Origin of the sequence: Kitasatospora cheerisanensis KCTC 2395 (assembly GCF_000696185.1) — a bacterium.
GTDB classification, from domain to species: Bacteria; Actinomycetota; Actinomycetes; order Streptomycetales; family Streptomycetaceae; genus Kitasatospora; species Kitasatospora cheerisanensis.
Genome location: NZ_KK853997.1, coordinates 5693504 through 5713530 on the forward strand (window position 1 = coordinate 5693504; position 20027 = coordinate 5713530).

The 20027-nt window shown below is 73.5% G+C and carries 17 protein-coding genes, 1 tRNA gene and 1 pseudogene; 9 read left to right on the forward strand and 10 right to left on the reverse strand.

The genetic code is table 11. The annotated features are described in order from the left end of the window. Positions 1-42: 42 nt before the first annotated feature. Positions 43-261: a heavy-metal-associated domain-containing protein gene (locus KCH_RS25745; RefSeq protein WP_035866891.1), complete on the reverse strand. Its 219-nt coding sequence runs from the start codon at positions 259-261 to the stop codon at positions 43-45. Positions 262-423: 162 nt separating this feature from the next. Here KCH_RS25745 and KCH_RS25750 point away from each other — a divergent pair, with 162 nt between their 5' ends. Beyond that, positions 424-1626, forward strand: a complete 1203-nt coding sequence (locus KCH_RS25750) for a PP2C family protein-serine/threonine phosphatase (protein ID WP_051653445.1) — start codon at positions 424-426, stop codon at positions 1624-1626. Here the strand turns inward: KCH_RS25750 and KCH_RS25755 are convergent. Beyond that, complete coding sequence (locus KCH_RS25755; protein WP_051653446.1) at positions 1608-3296, reverse strand: bifunctional 3'-5' exonuclease/DNA polymerase; 1689 nt, start codon at positions 3294-3296, stop codon at positions 1608-1610. The genes KCH_RS25750 and KCH_RS25755 overlap by 19 nt on opposite strands. Positions 3297-3441: 145 nt before the next feature. On the opposite strand from KCH_RS25755, the gene KCH_RS25760 reads away from it, so the two are divergent. Next, positions 3442-5466 (forward strand): M3 family metallopeptidase, encoded by a 2025-nt coding sequence (locus tag KCH_RS25760; protein ID WP_035866893.1) that lies wholly within the window; start codon positions 3442-3444, stop codon positions 5464-5466. A gap of 50 nt (positions 5467-5516) precedes the next feature. On the opposite strand, the gene KCH_RS25765 is transcribed toward KCH_RS25760, so the two are convergent. Both KCH_RS25765 and KCH_RS25770 read right to left on the reverse strand, forming a co-directional pair. Beyond that, positions 5517-6707 (reverse strand): glycoside hydrolase family 5 protein, encoded by a 1191-nt coding sequence (locus KCH_RS25765; protein WP_051653447.1) that lies wholly within the window; start codon positions 6705-6707, stop codon positions 5517-5519. 106 nt (positions 6708-6813) lie between these two features. After that, complete coding sequence (locus tag KCH_RS25770) at positions 6814-7434, reverse strand: TetR/AcrR family transcriptional regulator (RefSeq protein WP_035866896.1); 621 nt, start codon at positions 7432-7434, stop codon at positions 6814-6816. Between the two features lie 162 nt (positions 7435-7596). Between KCH_RS25770 and KCH_RS25775 the strand changes: the two genes are divergently transcribed. Continuing rightward, positions 7597-8814 carry an acyl-CoA dehydrogenase family protein gene (locus tag KCH_RS25775; protein WP_035866898.1) on the forward strand — a complete coding sequence of 406 codons (1218 nt, stop codon included), beginning with the start codon at positions 7597-7599 and terminating at the stop codon, positions 8812-8814. A 77-nt stretch (positions 8815-8891) separates the two neighbouring features. Here KCH_RS25775 and KCH_RS25780 read toward each other — a convergent pair. Then, positions 8892-9715, reverse strand: a pseudogene (locus KCH_RS25780) (enoyl-CoA hydratase/isomerase family protein). Positions 9716-9792: 77 nt separating this feature from the next. Then, the gene (locus tag KCH_RS25785; protein WP_035866900.1) at positions 9793-10350 is read right to left on the reverse strand and encodes a GNAT family N-acetyltransferase; all 558 of its coding nucleotides are present in this window, start codon (positions 10348-10350) and stop codon (positions 9793-9795) included. 60 nt (positions 10351-10410) lie between these two features. On the opposite strand from KCH_RS25785, the gene KCH_RS25790 reads away from it, so the two are divergent. Continuing rightward, the gene (locus KCH_RS25790) at positions 10411-11037 is read left to right on the forward strand and encodes a TetR/AcrR family transcriptional regulator (protein ID WP_035866901.1); all 627 of its coding nucleotides are present in this window, start codon (positions 10411-10413) and stop codon (positions 11035-11037) included. A 149-nt stretch (positions 11038-11186) separates the two neighbouring features. On the opposite strand, the gene KCH_RS25795 is transcribed toward KCH_RS25790, so the two are convergent. After that, positions 11187-11259 (reverse strand) — tRNA-Arg (locus KCH_RS25795). 620 nt (positions 11260-11879) lie between these two features. On the opposite strand from KCH_RS25795, the gene KCH_RS25800 reads away from it, so the two are divergent. The 5 genes from KCH_RS25800 (at position 11880) to KCH_RS25820 (ending at position 17448) form a co-directional block, all read left to right on the forward strand. Continuing rightward, positions 11880-12515, forward strand: coding sequence for a single-stranded DNA-binding protein (locus tag KCH_RS25800; protein ID WP_063750181.1), 636 nt, complete (start codon positions 11880-11882; stop codon positions 12513-12515). Positions 12516-12851: 336 nt separating this feature from the next. Next, a complete protein-coding gene (locus KCH_RS25805; protein WP_035866905.1) occupies positions 12852-14222 on the forward strand; it encodes a Cys-Gln thioester bond-forming surface protein in 1371 nt (456 codons plus the stop codon). Between the two features lie 216 nt (positions 14223-14438). Then, a complete protein-coding gene (gene ettA, locus KCH_RS25810) occupies positions 14439-16103 on the forward strand; it encodes an energy-dependent translational throttle protein EttA (protein ID WP_035866907.1) in 1665 nt (554 codons plus the stop codon). Positions 16104-16204: 101 nt separating this feature from the next. Next, positions 16205-16648 carry an acyl-CoA thioesterase gene (locus tag KCH_RS25815; RefSeq protein ID WP_084223918.1) on the forward strand — a complete coding sequence of 148 codons (444 nt, stop codon included), beginning with the start codon at positions 16205-16207 and terminating at the stop codon, positions 16646-16648. A 107-nt stretch (positions 16649-16755) separates the two neighbouring features. Further along, entirely contained in the window at positions 16756-17448 is a 693-nt protein-coding gene (locus tag KCH_RS25820) for a DUF8010 domain-containing protein (protein ID WP_035866911.1), read from the forward strand. Positions 17449-17456: 8 nt separating this feature from the next. On the opposite strand, the gene KCH_RS25825 is transcribed toward KCH_RS25820, so the two are convergent. The 3 genes from KCH_RS25825 to KCH_RS25835 all read right to left on the reverse strand — a co-directional run bounded on the left by KCH_RS25825 (position 17457) and on the right by KCH_RS25835 (position 20013). Next, positions 17457-17888 (reverse strand): globin, encoded by a 432-nt coding sequence (locus KCH_RS25825; protein WP_035866914.1) that lies wholly within the window; start codon positions 17886-17888, stop codon positions 17457-17459. An 80-nt stretch (positions 17889-17968) separates the two neighbouring features. Continuing rightward, the gene (locus KCH_RS25830) at positions 17969-19099 is read right to left on the reverse strand and encodes an ABC transporter permease (protein WP_051653448.1); all 1131 of its coding nucleotides are present in this window, start codon (positions 19097-19099) and stop codon (positions 17969-17971) included. Beyond that, the gene (locus KCH_RS25835) at positions 19096-20013 is read right to left on the reverse strand and encodes an ABC transporter ATP-binding protein (RefSeq protein WP_035866916.1); all 918 of its coding nucleotides are present in this window, start codon (positions 20011-20013) and stop codon (positions 19096-19098) included. Before KCH_RS25835 ends, KCH_RS25830 begins: the two co-directional genes overlap by 4 nt. Positions 20014-20027 lie beyond the last annotated feature (14 nt).

Consider the following 20027-nt stretch of genomic DNA (forward strand, 5'->3'; position numbering starts at 1 on the left):
GGTGCTGGGCGCCGGGGCGGCCGGGCCGCCCCGGCGGGCGGGTCAGGCGGCCCGGCCGACCAGTTCGTAGCCGGCCTCGTCGACGGCGGCGGCGATCTGCTCGTCGCTGAGCGCGGGCTCGGCGGTCACGGTGACGGTGCCGGCCTTGGCGTCCGAGGAGACCGCGGTGACGCCCGGCAGGGCGGAGACCTCGCCGTTGATCGCCTTCTCGCAGTGGCCGCAGCTCATGCCGGTGACGGTGTAGGTGACGGTGCTGGACATGGGGACCTCCGGGACGCTCGCTGCTGGTACCGACAGGGAACACCATACCCCCCTGGGGTATTCCGTCCAGGGGTGGGGGCGTTCCGCCGGCACGGACCGGGACTCCACCCCGAGCCTAGTCCGGACGGGGCGGAGCCGATGAACGTCCGATATGTTCGAAACATGGCCTTCTGGCGCCGGGACCGTGCGGCGGACACCGGGGACGGCGCACTGTCGCCCACCCGCCGCCGGAACGCGCTGCTCACCGCCGACCTGCAGGACCTCTCCCCGCTGCGCCGCGCCGCACCCTCGCTGCTGGCCATCGCCGCGGTGATCATGGCCGACGTCCTGGCCGGGCCGAACACCTACCTCGCGCCGCTCATGGTGGTCGTGCCGTCCATCGCCGCGCTCACCCTCAGGCCCCGCGAACTGCTGCTGGCCTGCCTGCTCGGCCTGATGGTGATGCTCGGCCTCAACCGCTACTACGACCGGGTCGGCGACCCGTCCGACAGCCGCTTCCTGTTCGGCGCGACGGTCAGCTACATCGTGGTGAGCGCGTTCAGCGCCTGGGTCGCCGAGCTGCGGATGCGCCGCGCCGAGGCGTTCGCCGCCGTCAGCTCCGTCGCCGAGGCCGCCCAGCGGGCGCTGCTGAGCCATCCCGCGCCGGCCGTCGGGCCGCTGCGGCTCGCCGTGCGCTACGTCTCCGCCGCGGACGCCGCCCGGATCGGCGGCGACCTGTACTCCGTCCTGGACACCCCGCACGGCACCCGGGTGCTGGTCGGCGACGTCCGCGGCAAGGGCCTCGGCGCGGTGCACACCGCCGCCGTCGTGCTCGGCGCGTTCCGGGAGGCCGCCTACGACGAGACGGGGCTGCCCGCCGTCGCCGCCCGGATCGAGGCCAGCATGCACCGGCACGTTGCCGACGGGGAGTTCACCACCGCGCTGCTCGCCGAGTTCCGCGACCCCGGCCACATCGACCTGCTGCACCTCGGCCACGTCCCGCCGCTGCGGGTCCGCGCCGACGGCCGCACCGAACTGCTGGAGGCCGCCGACCCGTGGCTGCCGCTCGGCCTCGCCGACCTCGCCGCCGGCGAGCCCCGGGCCGGCAGCGTCCCGTTCGGCCCGCGGGACGTGCTGGTGCTGTGCACCGACGGCGTCGTCGAGGCCAAGGGCCGCCGCGACGGCGCGTTCTACCCGCTCGCCGACCGCGCCGGACCGCTGGTCAAGGACGGCTGGCGGTCACCCGCCGAGCTGGAGGCCGCCGTCGGCGGGCTCTACGCCGACCTGCTGCTGCACACCGGCGGCGAACTCGGCGACGACGCCCTGCTGCTGCTCATCACCCGGCCCGGCGACCTGGTGCCGGACGGTCACTTCGCGTCGCCGTAGCAGTCCACCACGGCGGTGCTGAGCGGGAAGCGGACCGGGGTGTCGCCGAAGACCAGGGCGGTCGCCTCCTCGGCGGAATCGGCGACGGCGGCGGCGACCGCGTCGGCCAGGTCGGCGGGCGTGTGGACCACCACCTCGTCGTGCTGGAAGAACACCAGGTGCGGCCGGTCCGCGCCGGAGTGCAGCGCGGTCAGCCGGCGGCGCAGCGCGGCCAGCAGGGCCAGCGCCCAGTCGGCGCCGCTGCCCTGGATGACGAAGTTGCGGGTGAACCGGCCGCGGGCGCGGGCCGAGCGGCCGGCCGCCTCGCCGGACTCCGGGGCCTCGGTGAGGTCCAGCCAGTCCGCCGACGGCGGCGGGCAGACCCGGCCCAGCCGGGAGGAGACCACGCCGCCGTCCTCGCCGGTGCGGGCCGCGGCCTCCACGTAGCCCATCGCGTCCGGGTAGCGGCGGCGCAGCGTGTTCAGCAGCGGGCCGATGCCGCCGCCGGTCTGGCCGTACATCGCGCCCAGCAGGCCCAGCTTGGCCTTCTCCCGGTCGCCCTGGAAGGCGCTGGCGGCGAGCGCGGCGTACAGGTCGCCGTCGGCGGCGGTGCGGGCCAGGCCGCGGTCGCCGGACAGCGCGGCCAGCACCCGCGGCTCCAGCTGCGCGGCGTCCGCGACCACCAGCAGCCAGCCCGGGTCGGCGACCACGGCCCGGCGCAGCGTCCGCGGGATCTGCAGCGCGCCGCCGCCGCGGGACGCCCAGCGGCCGGTGACCACGCCGCCGACCACGTACTCCGGGCGGAACCGGCCGCCGCGCGCCCACTGCGCCTGCCAGGCCCAGCCGTGCGCGGCGTGCAGCCGGGACAGCTCCTTGTACCGGACCATCAGGGCCGCCGCCGGGTGGTCGACGGCCTTCAACTCCCAGGAGCGGGTGGAGGACAGCTGGACGCCGCGGTCGGCGAACGCCCGGATCACCTGCGTATGCGAGTCCAGGTTGAACGGCCGGGCGCCCAGCGCCTGCTGCACCTCCACCGCGAGTTCGGACAGCCGCGAGGGCAGGGTGCCCGGAATGGCCGGGCGCGGGCCGAGCAGCTCGGTCAGCAGTGCGTCGTGCACGTCCGCGCGCCACGGCAGCCCGTCGTGCGCCATCTCGCAGGCCAGCAGCGCACCCGCCGACTCGGCCGCCACCAGCAGCCGGAACCGGGACCGGGCCGCCGGGTCGGAGATCGCCGCGAGCCGCCGCAACTGCTCCGCGTGGACGGCCACGGCGGCCTCCAACGGGTCTGCGCCGGGCGGCAGTTGGAGCCGGTCCGGGGCGAACAGGCCGTCCTCGTCGGGCAGCGCGCCCTCCGGCAGGTCGGCCGGCACCGGAAGCCCGCGCAGCCGCGCCCAGGCCGCACCCAGCGAGCGCGGCGCCCCGAACCGGCCCTCCCGGCCGAGCAGCAGCGCCTCGGTCAGCCGCAGGTCGTGGCAGCGCGCCACCCGCTCGGGCAGCGCGCCCAGCAGCGGGCCGTACGCGGTGTCGGCCGTCGGCCACACCCAGCGCGGCGCGTGCCGGGCCTCCACCGCGGCCACCGCCTCGGCCAGCCGGGGCACCTGCTCGGCCGGGCCGAGCGGCGCGCCGTCCTCGGCGAGCGGGCGCAGCCGGCCGCCCGGGCCGTGCGGATCGGGCACCAGGGCGTAGCGCACGGGCGGCGGTTCCTCTCGGGTTCGATGCGAGGTGGCGGACCTTCCGACGGTAGCCGGTGCCTCCGACAGGTGCGGCCGCGGCGGTCCGGCGCAGGTGGGGATTCGGTGTTTCGCGCGGGCCCGGCGCCCCGTAGGGTCGGCGGACATGAGCGACAATCCCTTCTTCGCGCCCAGCACCCTGGCGTACGAGCTCCCGCCCTTCGCCGAGATCCGGGAAGAGCACTACCGTCCGGCGTTCGAGCGGGGCATGGCCGACCAGCTCGCCGAGGTCGCCGCGATCGTCGCCGACCCGGAGCCGCCGACCTTCGCCAACACCGTGGTCGCGCTGGAGCGTTCCGGCGCGGTGCTGCGCCGGGTGACCGTGGTGTTCGAGAACCAGGACGCCTCCGACACCACCCCCGGCGTCCAGGAGCTCGACGCGGAGATCAGCCCGCTGCTGGCCGCGCACTCCGACGCCATCCACCTCGACGCGGGCCTGTTCGCCCGCCTCGACGCGCTGTACCGCACCCGCCACGAACTCGGCCTGGACGCCGAGTCGCTGCGCCTGCTGGAGCGCCGCCACACCGCCTTCGTCCGGGCCGGCGCCCGCCTCGACGAGGCCGGCCAGCAGCGGCTGCGCGAGATCAACACCCGGCTCGCCGCCGACGCCGCCGCGTTCCGCAGGAACACCCACGAGGCCTCGCTGGCCGGCGCGATCACCGTGGACAGCGCCGACGCCCTGGACGGGCTGCCCGCCACCGCGATCGCCGCCGCCGCCGACAACGCCCGCGCGCTCGGCCAGGACGGCCGCTGGGTGCTCAGCCTGAAGAACTTCTCCAACCAGACCGAGCTCGCCCAGCTCACCGACCGCGCCCTGCGCGAGCGCCTGCTCACCGCCTCGCTGCGGCGCGGCCTGGACACCAACGGTCCGCTCGCCGCCCGGATGGCCGCGCTGCGCGCCGAACGCGCCGCGCTGCTCGGCTACGACAGCCACGCCGCGTACGTGGTCGCCGACGAGACCGCCGGCACCGTCGACGCGGTCGGCGCGATGCTCGGCCGCCTGGTCGGCCCCGCCGTCGCCAACGCCGAGCGCGAGGCCGCCGAGCTGGCCGCCGCCGCGGCCGCCGACGGCGTCGCCGAACTCGCCGCGCACGACTGGGCGTTCTACGCCGAGAAGGTCCGCGCCGAGCGCTACGACGTGGACACCGCGGCGCTGCGCCCCTACTTCGAACTGGAGCGGGTGCTCCAGGACGGCGTGTTCTTCGCGGCCGGCCTGGCGTACGGGCTGCGGTTCACCGAGCGCCCGGAGCTGACGGCCTATCACGCCGACGCCCGGGTGTTCGAGGTGACGGACGCGGACGGCTCCGCGCTGGGCCTGTTCATCGGCGACTTCTACGCCCGCGAGTCCAAGCGCGGCGGCGCGTGGATGAACGAACTGGTCTCGCAGTCCCGCCTGCTGGGCCGCAGGCCGGTGGTGGTCAACAACCTGAACATCGCCCGCCCGGCGGCCGGGGAGCCGGCGCTGCTCAGCTGGGACGAGGTCCGGACCCTCTTCCACGAGTTCGGGCACGCGCTGCACGGCCTGTTCTCGGACGTCGAGTACCCGTCGTTCGCGGGCACCGAGGTGCCCCGCGACTTCGTCGAATTCCCGTCCCAGGTCAACGAGATGTGGATGGTCCGGCCCGAGGTGCTGGCGAACTACGCCCGCCACCACGTCACCGGGGAGCCGCTGGACGCCGAGCTGGTGGAGCGGATGCTGGCCGCCGAGAACTACGGGCAGGGCTTCCGCACCGTCGAGTACCTGGCCGCGGCGCTGCTCGACCGGGCCTGGCACTCGCTGCCCGCCGGGACGGTCGTGGACGACGCGGAGGCGTTCGAGGCGCGGGCGCTCGCCGAGGCGGGCGTGGCGATGGCGACGGTGCCGCCGCGCTACCGGACCGGGTACTTCAACCACGTGTTCTCGAACGGGTACAGCGCCGGGTACTACGCGTACATCTGGTCCGAGGTGCTGGACGCCGAGACGGTGGAGTGGTTCGGCGGCAACGGGCGCGCGGTGCGGGACAGCGGCGAGCTGTTCCGGGCCGAGCTGCTGTCGCGGGGCGGGAGCCGGGACGCGATGGAGTGCGTGCGCGCGGTGCTGGGGCGGGAGCCCTCGATCGAGCCGCTGCTGGTGCGCCGCGGCCTGGAGTAGGGAGCGGCCGCGCGCAGCGGCCCCGCGCGGGGCCGCTGCGCGCGGCGGGACTATCCGGCGAACACCGGGCCGTAGCCGGGCGCGGGGGCGCCGGTGGGGGTGAGGGCGCAGTAGCCGCCGTTGCCGCGGCACCAGTACCACATGGTCCAGGCGGCGGCGAAGCCGTTCATCGCAGCGACCTGACGGCGGATCAGCTCGGCGTTGCCGGGGGTGGCGGCGCTGGGCGGGCCCCACTCGCCGACCAGCACCGGCAGGCGGTTCGCGCGGGGGTAGGCGGCGATGGCGTCCGTGTAGGCCTCGACGAAGCCGCCCGACGGGTCCCAGTCCCGGCCGGCCTCGACGGCGGTGTCGTAGAAGTGCGGGGCGTAGCCGATCCGGTCGGCGCCGGGTCGGGGGTCGGCGAAGGCGGGGAGCCGGGTGGGCACGCCCTGGCCGACCAGCACGGTCGGTTCGACGAACAGCCAGGCGTCGCGGTCGGCCTGCCGGACCGCCGCGATCAGCCGGCGGTACATGGCGGGCAACCGGCCCTGTTCGAGGGCGGCGGCGGAGGCGGCCAGGACCGCCGGGTCGGCGGGGTCGCCGTCCACCGGGCCGAACGGCTCGTTGAACAGGTCGTAGCCCAGCAGGGCGCGGTGGCCGCGCAGTTCGCGGGCGACGGTGGTGTACAGCGCGGCCTGGGCGCGCTGCAGGTCGCGGTCGTCGTACAGGTGGCGGAAGGCGGCCTGGACGGCGGGCTGGAAGTAGCCGGCGAACCAGTCGTCCGGGTCGGGCGTGAACGGCAGGCCGTCGTCGCGGGTGGCCCAGGAGGGGGCGCCGCCGGTGCCGCCGCCGAAGTACTGCCCGTAGACGTCCTGGTGGAAGTCGACGACGGCGTACAGGCGGTACTTCTCGGCCCAGTCCAGGATCCGGTGCAGGCGGGCGAGCTGGGCCCGGTCGTAGCGGCCGGGGGCGGGTTCGAGGCGGGCCCAGGAGACGGCGACCCGGATCAGGCCGAAGCCGTGCGCGGCGAGGTCGCGCAGGTCGGCCTCGGTGGTCTCGTCGTACTTGTCGAGGTTGAAGCCGCGCAGGTCGAGGACCCGGCCGTGCCGGTCGGTGAAGGCGGTGCGGCCGTCGGCGAGGGTGGTCGAGGAGACCTTCCGGGCGTCGAACGGGCCGCGGTCGGCGGGCAGGCCGGCCGAGACGGTGCCGAGGACGGCGGCGACGGTGAGCAGCAGGGCGGCGGCGGAGCGGCGGACGCGCACGGGGCACCTCGCGGCGGGGTGGAGGGTGGGGTGGGCCGATCCTGCCGGAGCCGCCCCCGCCGCACAAGAGGTGAGACCTGCTCATGTTTGACGGCGGGTCAGGTCGTCACGCCTCCGGGCGGGCCTCCGGGGCGGCCAGCATCGGCGGCAGGTCGGCGGCGGCCGAGAGCCGGCCCCAGAGCAGGTCGGCGAGGGCCTGCACCATCCGGGCCCGCGGGCACGGCCGGGTCTCCAGCCACCAGTCGCCCGCGGCCAGCACCATGCCGGTGATCGAGCGTCCCCAGGTCTCGGAGAGCAGCGGCCCGTCCTGGCCGAGGTCGATCTGCTGCTGGATGGCCCGGGTGATCTCCTCCGCGATCTGCCGCAGCGCGGGCGCCAGCGCGTTGCCCGCGCCGGTCGGATCGCCGGGCTCCGGGTGGGTGAGCAGCCGGTACACCTGCGGGCGGGCCTCGATCGCCGCCAGGTAGATGTCGAGGACGTGCTCGACCCGGTCGCGCCGCTCCAGCGGCTCGTTGAGGGCCGCCCGGACGGCCGCCAGCAGGCCGGAGGTGTGACGGGCCGTCAGGGCGCCGATCAGGCCGTTCCGGTCGCCGAAGTGCCGGTACAGGATGGGCTTGGTGATGCCCGCCTCGGCGGCGATGGCGTTCATGCTGGCGCCCGGGCCCTCGCGCTGGACCACCCGGTCGGCGGCGTTGAGCAGTTGTTCGCGGCGGGGTTCGGTGGTCATGCGCTGCTCCTCGTGCGGCGATGTGCGGCGGATCCGGGAGGGTCCGGGACGGGCGTTGACACCGGTTACCTATCGGTAGCAGACTCCCCACCATGTTACCGGAGGTAACAGCGCAGTGGCGCGGACGCTCCGGCCCGCATCCCCGTCTCCTGGAGGCCGACCATGACCACCTTCTCGCTCGACCCCGGGCCGGACCAGATCGCCGTCCGCGACTGGCTGCACGGCTTCGCCGCCGACGTGATCCGCCCCGCCGCGGCCGAATGGGACGAGCGCGAGGAGACCCCCTGGCCGATCATCCAGGAGGCCGCCAAGCTCGGCATCTACTCGCTCGACTTCTACGCCCAGCAGTTCTTCGACCCGTCCGGCGTCGGCATCCCGATCGCCATGGAGGAACTGTTCTGGGGCGACGCCGGCATCGGCCTCGCCATCACCGGCACCACCCTGGCCGCCGTCGCGGTCCTCGCCAACGGCACCGACGAGCAGATCGGCACCTGGGCGCCGCAGATGTTCGGCACCCCCGACGACGTCAAGGTCGCCGCGTTCTGCTCCTCCGAGCCCGACGCCGGCTCCGACGTCTCCGCGCTGCGCACCCGCGCCGTCTACGACCAGGCCAAGGACGAGTGGGTGCTCAACGGCACCAAGACCTGGGCCACCAACGGCGGCATCGCGCACGTCCACGTCGTCGTCGCCACCGTCGACCCCGAACTCGGCGCCCGCGGCCAGGCCTCCTTCCTGATCCCGCCCGGCACCAAGGGCCTCAGCCAGGGACAGAAGTTCAAGAAGCACGGCATCCGCGCCTCGCACACCGCCGAGGTCGTCCTCGACGACGTCCGGATCCCCGGCCACTGCCTGCTCGGCGGCAAGGAGAAGCTCGACGCCCGCCTCGCCCGCGCTCGCGAAGGCACCAAGGGCGGCGGCAAGAACGCCGCGATGGCCACCTTCGAGGCCTCCCGCCCCGCCGTCGGCGCCCAGGCCATCGGCATCGCGCGGGCCGCGTACGAGGTCGCCCTCGACTACGCCAAGACCCGCGTCCAGTTCGGCCGGCCGATCATCGAGAACCAGGGCGTCGCCTTCCAGTTCGCCGACATGAAGACCCGCATCGACGCCTCCCGGCTGCTGGTCTGGCGGGCCTCCTGGATGGCCGTCAACAACCAGCCCTTCACCAACGCCGAAGGCTCGATGTCCAAGCTGTACGCCGGCGAGACCGCCAAGTTCGTCACCGCCCAGGCCATGCAGATCCTCGGCGGCAACGGCTTCACCCGCGAGTACCCCGTCGAGCGGATGCACCGCGACAGCGCCATCTACACCGTCTTCGAGGGCACCAGCGAGATCCAGCGCCTGGTCATCGCCCGCGCCATCTCGGGCGCCCCCATCCGCTGACGCCCCGCCGGCGGGCACCCGATCGGCCCGTCGGCGGCGGCCACCCACCAGTGCAGCCGCCGCCGACGGGCTTCCCGTCAGAACCTCGGCTCGCGGCGTTCCAGGAAGGCCGCCAGGCCCTCGCGGACGTCCGGGGCGGTGCGGGAGGCGCGCTCCCAGGGGGCGATGGCGGCGGGGGCGGCGGCCGGGGGACGGAGAGGGCGGCCTTGACGGCGCCGATGGTCTGCGGGGAGCGGCGGGCCAGGAGGCGGGCGAACTCGCGGGCGCGGGCGTCGAGTTCGGCCGGCGGGAGGACCTCGTCGAGGAGGCCGTAGCGTTCCGCGCGGGGGGCCGGGACCAACTCGCCGGAGAAGAGCAGGTACTTGGCGCGGGCGGGCCCGACCAGGGCGGCCAGGCGGAGGGTCGGGACGGCCGGGTAGACCACGCCGAGCTTGGCCGGCGTGATGCCGAGGCGGGCGTCCGCCGCGGCGAAGCGCAGGTCGCAGGCGACGGCCAGCTGGCAGCCGCCGCCCACGCAGGCGCCCCGGATCACGGCGAGGGTCGGCCGGGGGAAGGCCGCCAGCGCCTCCTCGGCGGCCACGTTCTGCGCGTGGTAGGCGTCCGCGGAGGCCGGATCGGCGTACACCTCGGCGAGTTCGGCGATGTCCGCGCCCGCCGAGAAGGCGCCCTCCGCGCCCGTCAGCAGCAGCGCCCGCACGTCGGGGCGCCCGCCGAGCCCGGCCAGCAGGCCCGGCAGCGCCCGCCACATCGCGCCGGTCACCGCGTTGCGGCGCTCCGGCCGGTCCAGCAGCACCGTCGCCACCCGGTCCTCGCCCACCCAGCAGCGCAGGCCGTCCGCACCGGTCGGCAGTTCGACGTCCCCGGGGCCCGGGCGGTCGAGCGGACGGGTGCTCGCGGACATCACGGCCTCCGGGAGTGGGAGAGGGGACGGAGCGTCAGCCTTCCACAGCGCGCCGGGCGTTCACCATGTGACGCGGATCAAGCGGAGGCGCGCAGCTCCCGCCACTCCGGCGCGAGCATCGACCAGACCTCCAGGTCCAGCCGCTCGCCGTGGTGCTCGGTCGCCCGGCGCATCGTCCCGTCCAGCGTCATGCCCAGGCGCCGGGCCACGGCACGGCTGGCCGGGTTGACCGTGGAGTTCCACCACTCGGCGCGGTACAGGCCGCGCTCGACCAGCGCGTAGTCCAGCAGGCGCCCGGCCGCGGCGGTGACCAGACCGCGGCCCCGGCCGGCCGGCTCCGTCCAGGCGCCGATCTCGCACACCCCGTCCCGGGTGTCGAAGCGGACGTACATCACGCCGCCGACCAGGGTGCCGCCCAGCCGGATCCCGTAGATCCGGCCGGTGTCGGTGGCCTGCTTGTCGGCGTACCGCTGCAGGGTGTTGCGGGCCGAGTCCAGGTCCGTGCTGATGCCCGCCCACGGGATGAACGGGTCGACGGTGGCCCGGGCCCGGTCCATGTGCGCGAGGAACTCCTCGGCCTGCCACGGCTCCAGCGGGCCGAGCTCGGCGTCCTCGGCGAGTGCGACGGTGTACATGGGCGGCCCCTCCGGCGTCACGACATACATAACAAACGTTTGGTAGGTACCCTAGCGCGCATGACACCACCCGCCCGCGGAGACCACGAAGCACGACGCAGGGACGTCTCCGAAGCGGTCTGGCGGGTGCTCGCCGCCCGCGGCTTCGGCGGCCTCACGCTGCGCGCCGTCGCCGCCGAACTCGGCGCCTCCACCGGCCTGCTCACCCACTACTTCCCCCACAAGCGGGCCCTGGTCGCGCACGCGCTGGACGTCCTCGACCGGCAGGCCGCCGACCGGCACCGCCCCGCCACCGAGGCCGCCACCGCCGAAGCGGCCACCGCCCGCGGCCTGCCCGTGCTGCGCGCCGCCCTGCTCGACATCCTGCCGCTCGACGGGGAGGGCGCGGCCGGCAACCGGATCTGGGTCGGCTCCTGGGACGCCGCGCTCACCGACCCCGGACTGACCGAGGAACACGCCGAGCGCTACCGCCGGGCCCGCCGGCGGATGGCCGAACTCTGCGCCGACGCGCAGGAACTGGGCGAGCTCCCGGCCGACCGGCCGGCCGCGGACCTCGCCGCGCTGGCCCAGTCCTTCACGCTCGGGCTGGTGGTGCAGGCGCTGTTCGCACCCGCGGAGTTCCCGCCGGAGCGCCAGCGTGCACTGCTCGACGACTTCCTGGCCGGACTGGCGGCGGGGGAGCGGTAGGCGCGGGGCGGCAGCGAAGGGGCGAGACGGCTTCCCGCCGGGCGGCTTCCCGCGAGGCGGCTTCCCACAGGGCGGTTTCCCACGGGCGGGGAACGGCCGGGGCGGGGAGGGGGGCTCCTCGACGGGCCGACCGGTCGGAGCCTGCTGTGTGCCCCCAGCAGGATTCGAACCTGCGACCTACCGCTTAGAAGGCGGGTGCTCTATCCGCTGAGCTATGGGGGCCGGGGTGTGACCTCGGCCCGCTTGCCGGGCCTGGGCCGGGACGGGATGTTCCGGGACAGGATACGGGTGTTCAGTTCCGCCACCTGGACTTCGAAGACCGAACCGGGGTGTGTCGGCCTCCACGGGGCGGTCCGATAATCGCAGGTAGCGTCCTGGTGCGCAGCGCTCTGTGGGGTCCTGGAGCCGGACGTTGTGCACTCGTTACGGGGCTGTCGCCCCACCCGTTATGCATTCGGCGCGGCAATCCCCCGGTTCGGCCCGCGGGTGGGGGCATGTTTAGGGGTTCCTGCCGCCGGATGACATGGACGGGGCGAGTTGACGCCCACCCGTTCGGGGTTTCGTCGGTGGCGCCGAGGTGTCCTACGGGTGAGGTGCGGGGGCGGGGGCTCTGGCGTGCAGGTTCTTGTCGTGGACACGCCTCCCAAGTGGGCGGTTCCGGCCCGGAAATCGACGGCATTCACCCTCACGAGTTATCCGGGTTTTCCACAGGGCCGGGTTTTCCACAGGAATGGCGAAGCCGCTGGCCCTGATTTCCCGCCGGGCGCAGGATCTGCTCGCGACGGAAATTCCGTCGGTGAAAGGCGGACCGGCCGTCCGGCGGCCGGAGAGCGGAGGCGGAAATGGACGGCGCGCTGGTGACGATGGTCGGCAATGCGGCCTCGAATGTGACGTACCGGGAGACGACCGGCGGGGTGGCCGTCGCGAGCTTCCGGCTGGCCGCGACGGAACGGCGCTACGACCGGGAGCGCGGCGACTGGGCGGACGGCGAGACCACCTGGGTGACGGTGGTGGCCTGGCGGCGGCTCGCGGTCAATCTGGTCGGTTCGGTCAACAAAGGGGATCCGGTGGTGGTGAGCGGGCGGCTGCGGGTGCGCGAATGGGGAGAGGAGGCGAGCCGGCGCACCGAGGTCGAGATCGACGCCCGAGCGGTCGGCCACGATCTGACGCGCGGCACCTCCACCTTCCGGCGTGCGGTGGAGGCCCGCCCGGCGGACGCCAAAGCGGCGGCGGCGCAGGGCAGTTCGCCGGGCGAGTGGCCGGTCGCGGCGGCCGGCGGCGCGGGAAGGGGCGGATCCCGGGCGGTGTGCCTGGTGGAGGAGGCGGTGCCGGAGTGGATCGTCCGGGCAGTGGCGGCCCGCCGGGAAGCCGAGGCGACGGCCGGCGCGACGGCCCCGGCGGCGGGTGCGGCCGCGGCCCGGCGGGTGGCGCGGGCGGTGGGGCGGCCGGGGCTGCGGGGCCGGGAGGCTCGGATGTGACGGAGGAGGTTCTGAACTGACGGATTCTGGGCACGAGAGGCCCCGGGGAGTGCAATCCTGATTGCCCGCGCGGCGTGCCGTGACTTTATGTCGACTCATCAACTCCCGCTGACCGTCGGCTCCTTGATAACGAAACAGCCACGATATCGTCCTGATTTGCTACGGGCCCCGAGGGCTCCGATCGCGTCAATAGGATGCGTCTGGTCCACACACGTGCAGCGGTGCCACAGGGGGTGCCGCTTTGCAGGGGGCGGGTTGCCATCGGCACGTCGTCGCCCGGAGGGATCGCACATGTTCCACAAGCAGGGGCGGGCTGTCTCCCGCATCGTTTCTGTCATGCTCGCGTCCGGTCTGGTCGTCGGCTCCGGCCTGCTGGCCGCCGGCAGCGCCGCGGCGGCCGACGGCACGTCGGGCGTGACCGCGAAGCTGCAGGGCGGTGTCCGCTACGGCGAGCAGATCGAGCACGAGGTGAGCCCGGGCCACTGGCTGTCCATCCCCGCCGGGCAGTTCACCCTCGGCGTGGTCGGCACCGAGTCCACGCTGGACGTGTACTGCATCGACCTGCTCAACGACACGCTCAAGAACGCCACTTACCACGAGACCGACTGGGCCTCCACGTCGCTCTCGCAGCCGGAGAAGGTCAAGGCCAAGGCCGGCCCGAAGATCCAGTGGATCCTGGAGCACTCCTTCCCGAACCTCGACGAGGCCGCGCTCTCCAAGGCCTCCGGGATCGACGGCCTGAGCAAGGACGACGCCGCCGCCGCCACCCAGGTCGCGATCTGGCACTTCTCCGACCCGAACGTCGCCACCAAGCAGAGCGACAAGTACCCGAAGGCCAAGCAGCTCACCGCCTGGCTGATCGCCCAGGCCGACGCCAAGGGCGGCGCCGAGGAGCCCAAGCCCTCGCTGGCCCTCAACCCCGGCTCGGTCGCGGGCAAGAGCGGCGAGACGCTCGGCCCGATCACCGTCACCACTGGCGGCGGCGCCGCCGACGTGACGGTCGCCCTCGACAAGAAGGGCACCGACGCCGGCGTCACCCTGGTGGACAAGAGCGGCGCCGCGGTGAAGACCGCCAAGAACGGCGACCAGCTCTTCGCCAAGGTCCCGGCCGGCGCCAACGCCGGCACCGCGAGCATCACCGCCGACGCCACCGCCACCATCAAGCTCGGCCGCGCGTTCGTCGGCGCCGAGGACGGCAAGCACAGCCAGACGCTGATCCTGGCCGGCAGCAACAAGGTCAAGGTCAACGCGCTCGCCACCCTGGCCTGGGCGCCCACCGGCCCGATCCCGTCCGCCACCGCCAAGGTCGACTGCACCCAGGGCGCGCTGGTCCTCACCGTCGGCAACAAGGGCGACCAGGACTGGAAGTTCACCGTCGGCGGCAAGAACGTCACCGTGAAGCCCGGCACCACCCAGGACGTCACCCTGCCGGTCGCCGAGGACACCGCCTACAACTTCACCGTCACCGGCCCGGGCGGCTTCTCGCAGACCTTCAGCGGCGTGCTGAACTGCAAGACCGACAGCAACACCCTGCCGCCGGCCACCCCGACCGCCACCCCGTCGCCCAGCCCGAGCGGCCCTGAGCTGGCCACCACCGGTGGCGGCATGGGCACCGGCATCACCGCCGGCATCGCCGGCGCGCTGGTCGTCGCCGGCGCCGCCGCGGTCTACGCCCTGCGCCGCCGCGGCCGCCACAGCCGCGCCTGACACCCGCGCTGAACCCTCCCGGGCACCCCGCCGGTGAGGGGGACGGCCCCGCCCCCGTACCGACGGGAGCGGGGCCGTTCGCGTCACGGGCCGCCCGCAGCCGCGGCCCGGCCGTCCGCCGTGCGCCCCGAAGGGCGTTCGGGGCGGCACCGGCCTTACGGCACAATGGAACGCTGCAAGCCGATTAACTCGACGACGACGCCGGAGCGATCTCACGTGGCGGAATACATCTACACCATGCGCAAGGTGCGCAAGGCACACGGCGACAAGGTCATCCTTGACGACGTGACGCTCTCCTTCCTCCCCGGGGCGAAGATCGGCGTCGTCGGCCCCAACGGCGCCGGTAAGTCCACCGTCCTGCGGATGATGGCCGGCCTGGACCAGCCCTCCAACGGCGACGCCTTCCTCTCGCCGGGCTTCACCGTCGGCATGCTCCAGCAGGAGCCGCCGCTGGACGAGACGAAGACCGTGCTGGAGAACGTCCAGGACGGCGTCAAGGAGACCAAGGGCAAGCTCGACCGGTTCAACGAGATCGCCGAGCTGATGGCGACCGACTACTCGGACGCGCTGCTCGAGGAGATGGGCAAGCTCCAGGAGGACCTGGACCACGCCAACGCCTGGGACCTCGACGCCCAGCTGGAGCAGGCCATGGACGCGCTGGGCTGCCCGCCCGGCGACTGGCCGGTCACCAAGCTCTCCGGTGGCGAGAAGCGCCGCGTGGCGCTCTGCAAGCTGCTGCTGGAGCAGCCCGACCTGCTGCTCCTCGACGAGCCCACCAACCACCTGGACGCCGAGTCGGTGAACTGGCTGGAGCAGCACCTGGAGAAGTACCCCGGAACCGTCGTCGCCGTCACCCACGACCGGTACTTCCTGGACAACGTCGCCGAGTGGATCCTCGAACTCGACCGCGGCCGCGCCTACCCGTACGAGGGCAACTACTCCACCTACCTGGAGACCAAGCAGACCCGTCTCAAGGTCGAGGGCCAGAAGGACGCCAAGCGCGCCAAGCGGCTCAAGGAAGAGCTGGAGTGGGTCCGCTCCAACGCCAAGGGCCGCCAGGCCAAGTCCAAGGCCCGCCTCGCCCGTTACGAGGAGATGGCGGCCGAGGCCGACAAGATGCGGAAGCTGGACTTCGAGGAGATCCAGATCCCGCCGGGCCCGCGCCTGGGCAGCGTCGTCATCGAGGTCGAGCACCTCAACAAGGCCTTCGGCGAGAAGGTCCTGATCGACGACCTGAGCTTCACCCTGCCGCGCAACGGCATCGTCGGCATCATCGGCCCGAACGGCGCCGGCAAGACCACCCTGTTCAAGATGCTCCAGGACCTGGAGACCCCGGACAGCGGCAAGGTCAAGGTCGGCGAGACCGTCAAGATCAGCTACGTCGACCAGACCCGCTCCAACATCGACCCGAAGAAGACCCTCTGGGAGGTCGTCTCCGACGGTCTGGACTGGATCAACGTCGGCCAGGTCGAGATGCCGTCCCGCGCCTACGTGTCGGCGTTCGGCTTCAAGGGCCCGGACCAGCAGAAGCCGGCCGGCGTGCTGTCCGGCGGTGAGCGCAACCGCCTCAACCTGGCGCTCACCCTCAAGCAGGGCGGCAACCTGCTGCTCCTCGACGAGCCGACCAACGACCTCGACGTCGAGACGCTGTCCTCGCTGGAGAACGCGCTGCTGGAGTTCCCCGGCTGCGCCGTGGTCATCTCCCACGACCGCTGGTTCCTGGACCGAGTGGCCACCCACATCCTCGCCTACGAGGGCGACAGCAAGTGGTTCTGGTTCGAGGGCAACTTCGAGTCCTACGAGAAGAACAAGATCGAGCGCCTGGGCGCCGATGCGGCCCGCCCGCACCGCGCGACCTACAAGAAGCTGACCCGCGGCTGACCCGCGGTCGCACGGACGGCCCGGCAGTCCACCCTCGGGCGGACTGCCGGGCCGCGGCCCGTAGGCTTCCTGCGGGTCCACCTGAGCTTGAGGAGTACACCGTGGCACGTCACATCTACGCCTGCCCCCTGCGGTGGTCGGACATGGACGCCTTCGGTCACGTCAACAACGTGGTCTTCCTGCGCTACCTGGAGGAGGCCCGGATCGACTTCATGTTCACCCAGGCCGCCGAGGCCGGCGCCGGGGAGTTCGCGGGCGGGTCCGTGGTCGCGCGCCACGAGATCGACTACAAGCGGCCGCTGGTGCACCGCCCGGAGCCGGTGACCATCGAGACCTGGGTGACGAAGATCGGCGGCGCCTCGCTGACCGTCTCCTACGAGATCAAGGACGTCGCCGAGGACGGCACCGAGACGGTGTACGTCACGGCCTCCACCGTGGTCGTCCCCTACAACCTCGCCGAGGGCCGGCCGCGCCGGATCAGCGCCGTGGAGCGCGAGTTCCTCGGCCGCTTCATGGACGAGCAGCCGGCCGGCTGCGCCGCCTGACGGACCGTCGGCCCGCGCCGCCCCGAGCCCGCCGCACCGACAGGACCGACCCGGACCGGTACGCACCGACGTGCCGGGACGCACTGACGAATCGAGCTGAACCCCCGGTGACCGCGCAGCCCCGCCTCGACCTCGCCGACCAGGGGGAGGCCGCCGACCTGGCCGCCTTCCTGGGCCGGCTGATCCGCTTCGACCGGGCCGCCGCAGTCCGGCTGCAGGCGGTGCCGGCGGCGGAGGGCGGCGGGGTGCTGGCGGTGTTCGGGCGGCTGCCGCTGGGCGGTTCGGCGGTGCTCGCGCTGCGCACCGTGCGGCTCACCGGCCGGGTGGCGGACGCCGATCTCACCGTCTCCGCCGGGCAGTTGCTGGAGTCCGTGGACGAGCCGGCCGCCACGGTCGCGCTGCCCGCCCCGGTCACCGGCCCGTCCTGGGCGGGCCTGCTGCCGCCGCGCTCCGGCTGGCAGCCGCTCGGGCAGCCGCCGGTGGACCGGGTGATGGACGAAGTGCGGACCGCCGTCGCCGAGTTCAAGCAGCGCACCGCCGAGGTGCCGGAGCACCACCGGAGCCGGCAGGCGGTGGACGCGATAGCGGACGAGATCTGGTCCCGGCCGCTGGTCGCCGTCGAGGGCCTGCCGCTGCGGGCCGCGCACGCCGCCTACGCGATCGGCTTCCTGCGGCCCGGCACCCCGCTGCGGGCGCACCGGGCCGGGGCCTGGCTGCGGCTGGACGCCCCGGCGGGCTCGGTCGCGCTGCGGGCGGGCGGCGCGCCCGGTGCGGGCCTGGGGCTCAGCCCGCTGCGGTAACGGGCCGGTCAGCCGGCCGTGTTGATCATCGAGGCGGCGGCGTACGTCAGGTAGTGCCAGAGTTCGCGGTCGTCCTCGGCGGGCAGCGCGAGCTGGTCGAGGGCGGTGCGCATGTGCCGCAGCCAGGCGTCGTGCGCGGCCCGGTCGACCCGGAACGGGACGTGGCGCATCCGCAGCCGGGGGTGGCCGCGGTGCTCGCTGTAGGTGCGCGGGCCGCCCCAGTACTGCATCAGGAACAGCGCGAAGCGCTCCTCGGCGGGGCCGAGGTCCTCCTCCGGGTACATCGGGCGCAGCAACTCGTCCTGGGCGACGCCCTGGTAGAAGAGGTGGACCAGCCGGCGGAACGTCTGCTCGCCGCCGACGCGGTCGTAGAAGCTCTCCTCCGCCGCCGTCTGCTGCACGGTCTCCTCGTGTGCGGTGTCGCGCCCGGTGTCAGTCACCCGTCCATGGTCGCAGACGCCGACAGGGGTCGTACACCGGGACTTTCGGTGTACGACCCCTGCCGCGGGGCGGGCGGGAGCTACGCGTCGTCCCAGTTGAAGAAGCGCCAGGCGACGGCGCACAGGACCGCGGTGAAGGCCAGCAGGATGCCCATGGAGGGCAGTGCGTCGGCGATGCCGCCGCCCTGGCTGAGGACCGACTTGGCGGGGTTGATCAGGTAGCGCAGCGGCAGCACCTTGGAGACGTCCTGCAGCCAGCCGGGCGCGAAGTCCAGCGGGATGAACGCGCCGCCGAGGAAGGACATCGGCAGGATGATCAGCTGGTTCATGCCGTTCGCCGACTCCTCGGACTTCGCCAGCGAGCCGGTGACCAGGCCGATCGCCATGAAGGCGAGGGTGGCGCAGATCACCAGCGGGATCACCAGCCACCAGTTGCCGGTGAGCTTGAGGCCGAAGTAGTCGAGCTGTGCGACGGCGAGGAACAGCGCGGTCTGGGCGAGCGCCACCACCACGCTGATCAGCACCCGGGCGCCGACGATGGTGCCCGCCGAGATGGGCGCCAGCCGCAGGCGGCGCAGCACCCGCTTCTTGCGCCAGGTGACCAGGGTGAAGGAGGCGCCGTAGACGGCGCCCATGGCGATGGCGTAGGCGAGCAGGCCGGGCGTCAGGTACTGGATCGGCTTGGTGGAGTCGTCCTCGACCTTGGAGGCGTCCAGGGTGAACGCCGGGGCGGCGTGCGAGGCCTCCTGGTTGGCGGTCTGCACCAGGGAGTTCATGATGCCCTGGACGGTGCCGGCCTTGACCTGGTCGGCCTGGCTGAAGCGGAGCACCAGCCTGCCGTCGGCGCCCTCGGACACCATGCCGTCCAGGTCGCCCTTCTTGACCTTGGCGAGCGCGGCGTTCTCGTCGGTGTAGGTGGTGATCTCCAGGACGGACAGCGGGCCGTCCTTCTGGTCCTTCAGCGCGTCCAGCAGCTTGACCTGGCCGACCTCGGCGACCTTGACGTGCGAGGTGCCGCCGCCCTTGTAGAGGACGCCGAACAGCACCAGGAACATCAGCGGCAGGGCGAGGGTGAAGAACAGGGTGCCCTTGTCCCGGACGAAGCCGAGCAGCATGACCCGGGACAGGCCGACGAAGGCGTTGGCCTTCTCCGGTCCGCCGGCGGAGGCGGGCGCGGGGGCGGTACGGGGCTGGTCGTCGGTGGCGGTCATGCCCGGTACTCCCGTCCGGTCAGCTGGAGGAAGACGTCCTCCAGGGTGGCGCCGCGGACCTCGAGCCCGCGCAGCGCGTTCTGCTCGGCCAGCATGGAGAGCACCGGTCCGGGCGCGTCGGTGGAGAGGGCCAGCGTGACGCCGTCGTCCTCCAGGTTGGTGAACACCGCGCCTGCGGCGGTGAGCAGTTCACGGGCGCGGTCGGCGGTCAGCAGTCCGGATTCCACCCGGATCCGGACGGTGTCGTCGATCTCGCGGACCAGGGCGGCGGGGGCGCCGGTCCGCAGCACCTTGCCGTGGTCCATCACCGAGACGCGGTCGCAGAGGATCTCCGCCTCGTCCAGGTAGTGGGTGGTGAGGACCACGGTGCGGCCCTCGGCGTTGATGTCGCGCAGCAGGTCCCACAGGTTGCGGCGGGCCTGCGGGTCGAGGCCGGTGGTCGGCTCGTCGAGGAACACCAGCTCCGGGTCGTGCACCAGGGCGCACGCGATGGACAGGCGCTGGGCCTGGCCGCCGGACATCTTGTCGGTCAGCGCGCCCGCGGACTCGGTCAGGCCGACCCGCTCCAGCATCGCGTCGGCGGCCTTCGGGCCGATGCCGTAGAAGGAGGCGAAGGTGCGGATGGTCTCGCGCGCGGTCAGCTTGTTGAAGAACGCCGACGCCTGGAACTGCACGCCGATCCGCGGCAGCAGCTTGGCGTTGCGCGGCCACGGCGACAGGCCGAGCAGCTCGACCCGGCCCTCGTCGGCCTCCCGGATGCCCTCCAGGATCTCCAGCGTGGTGGTCTTGCCGGCCCCGTTCGGCCCGAGCAGGCCGTAGAACTCGCCAGTCCTGACGGAGAGTGACACTCCGTCGACGGCCTGGACATCCCCGTACCGCTTCCGGATCCCGTCCGCGGTTATTGCTTCAGTCATGGGGCGAAGCGTAG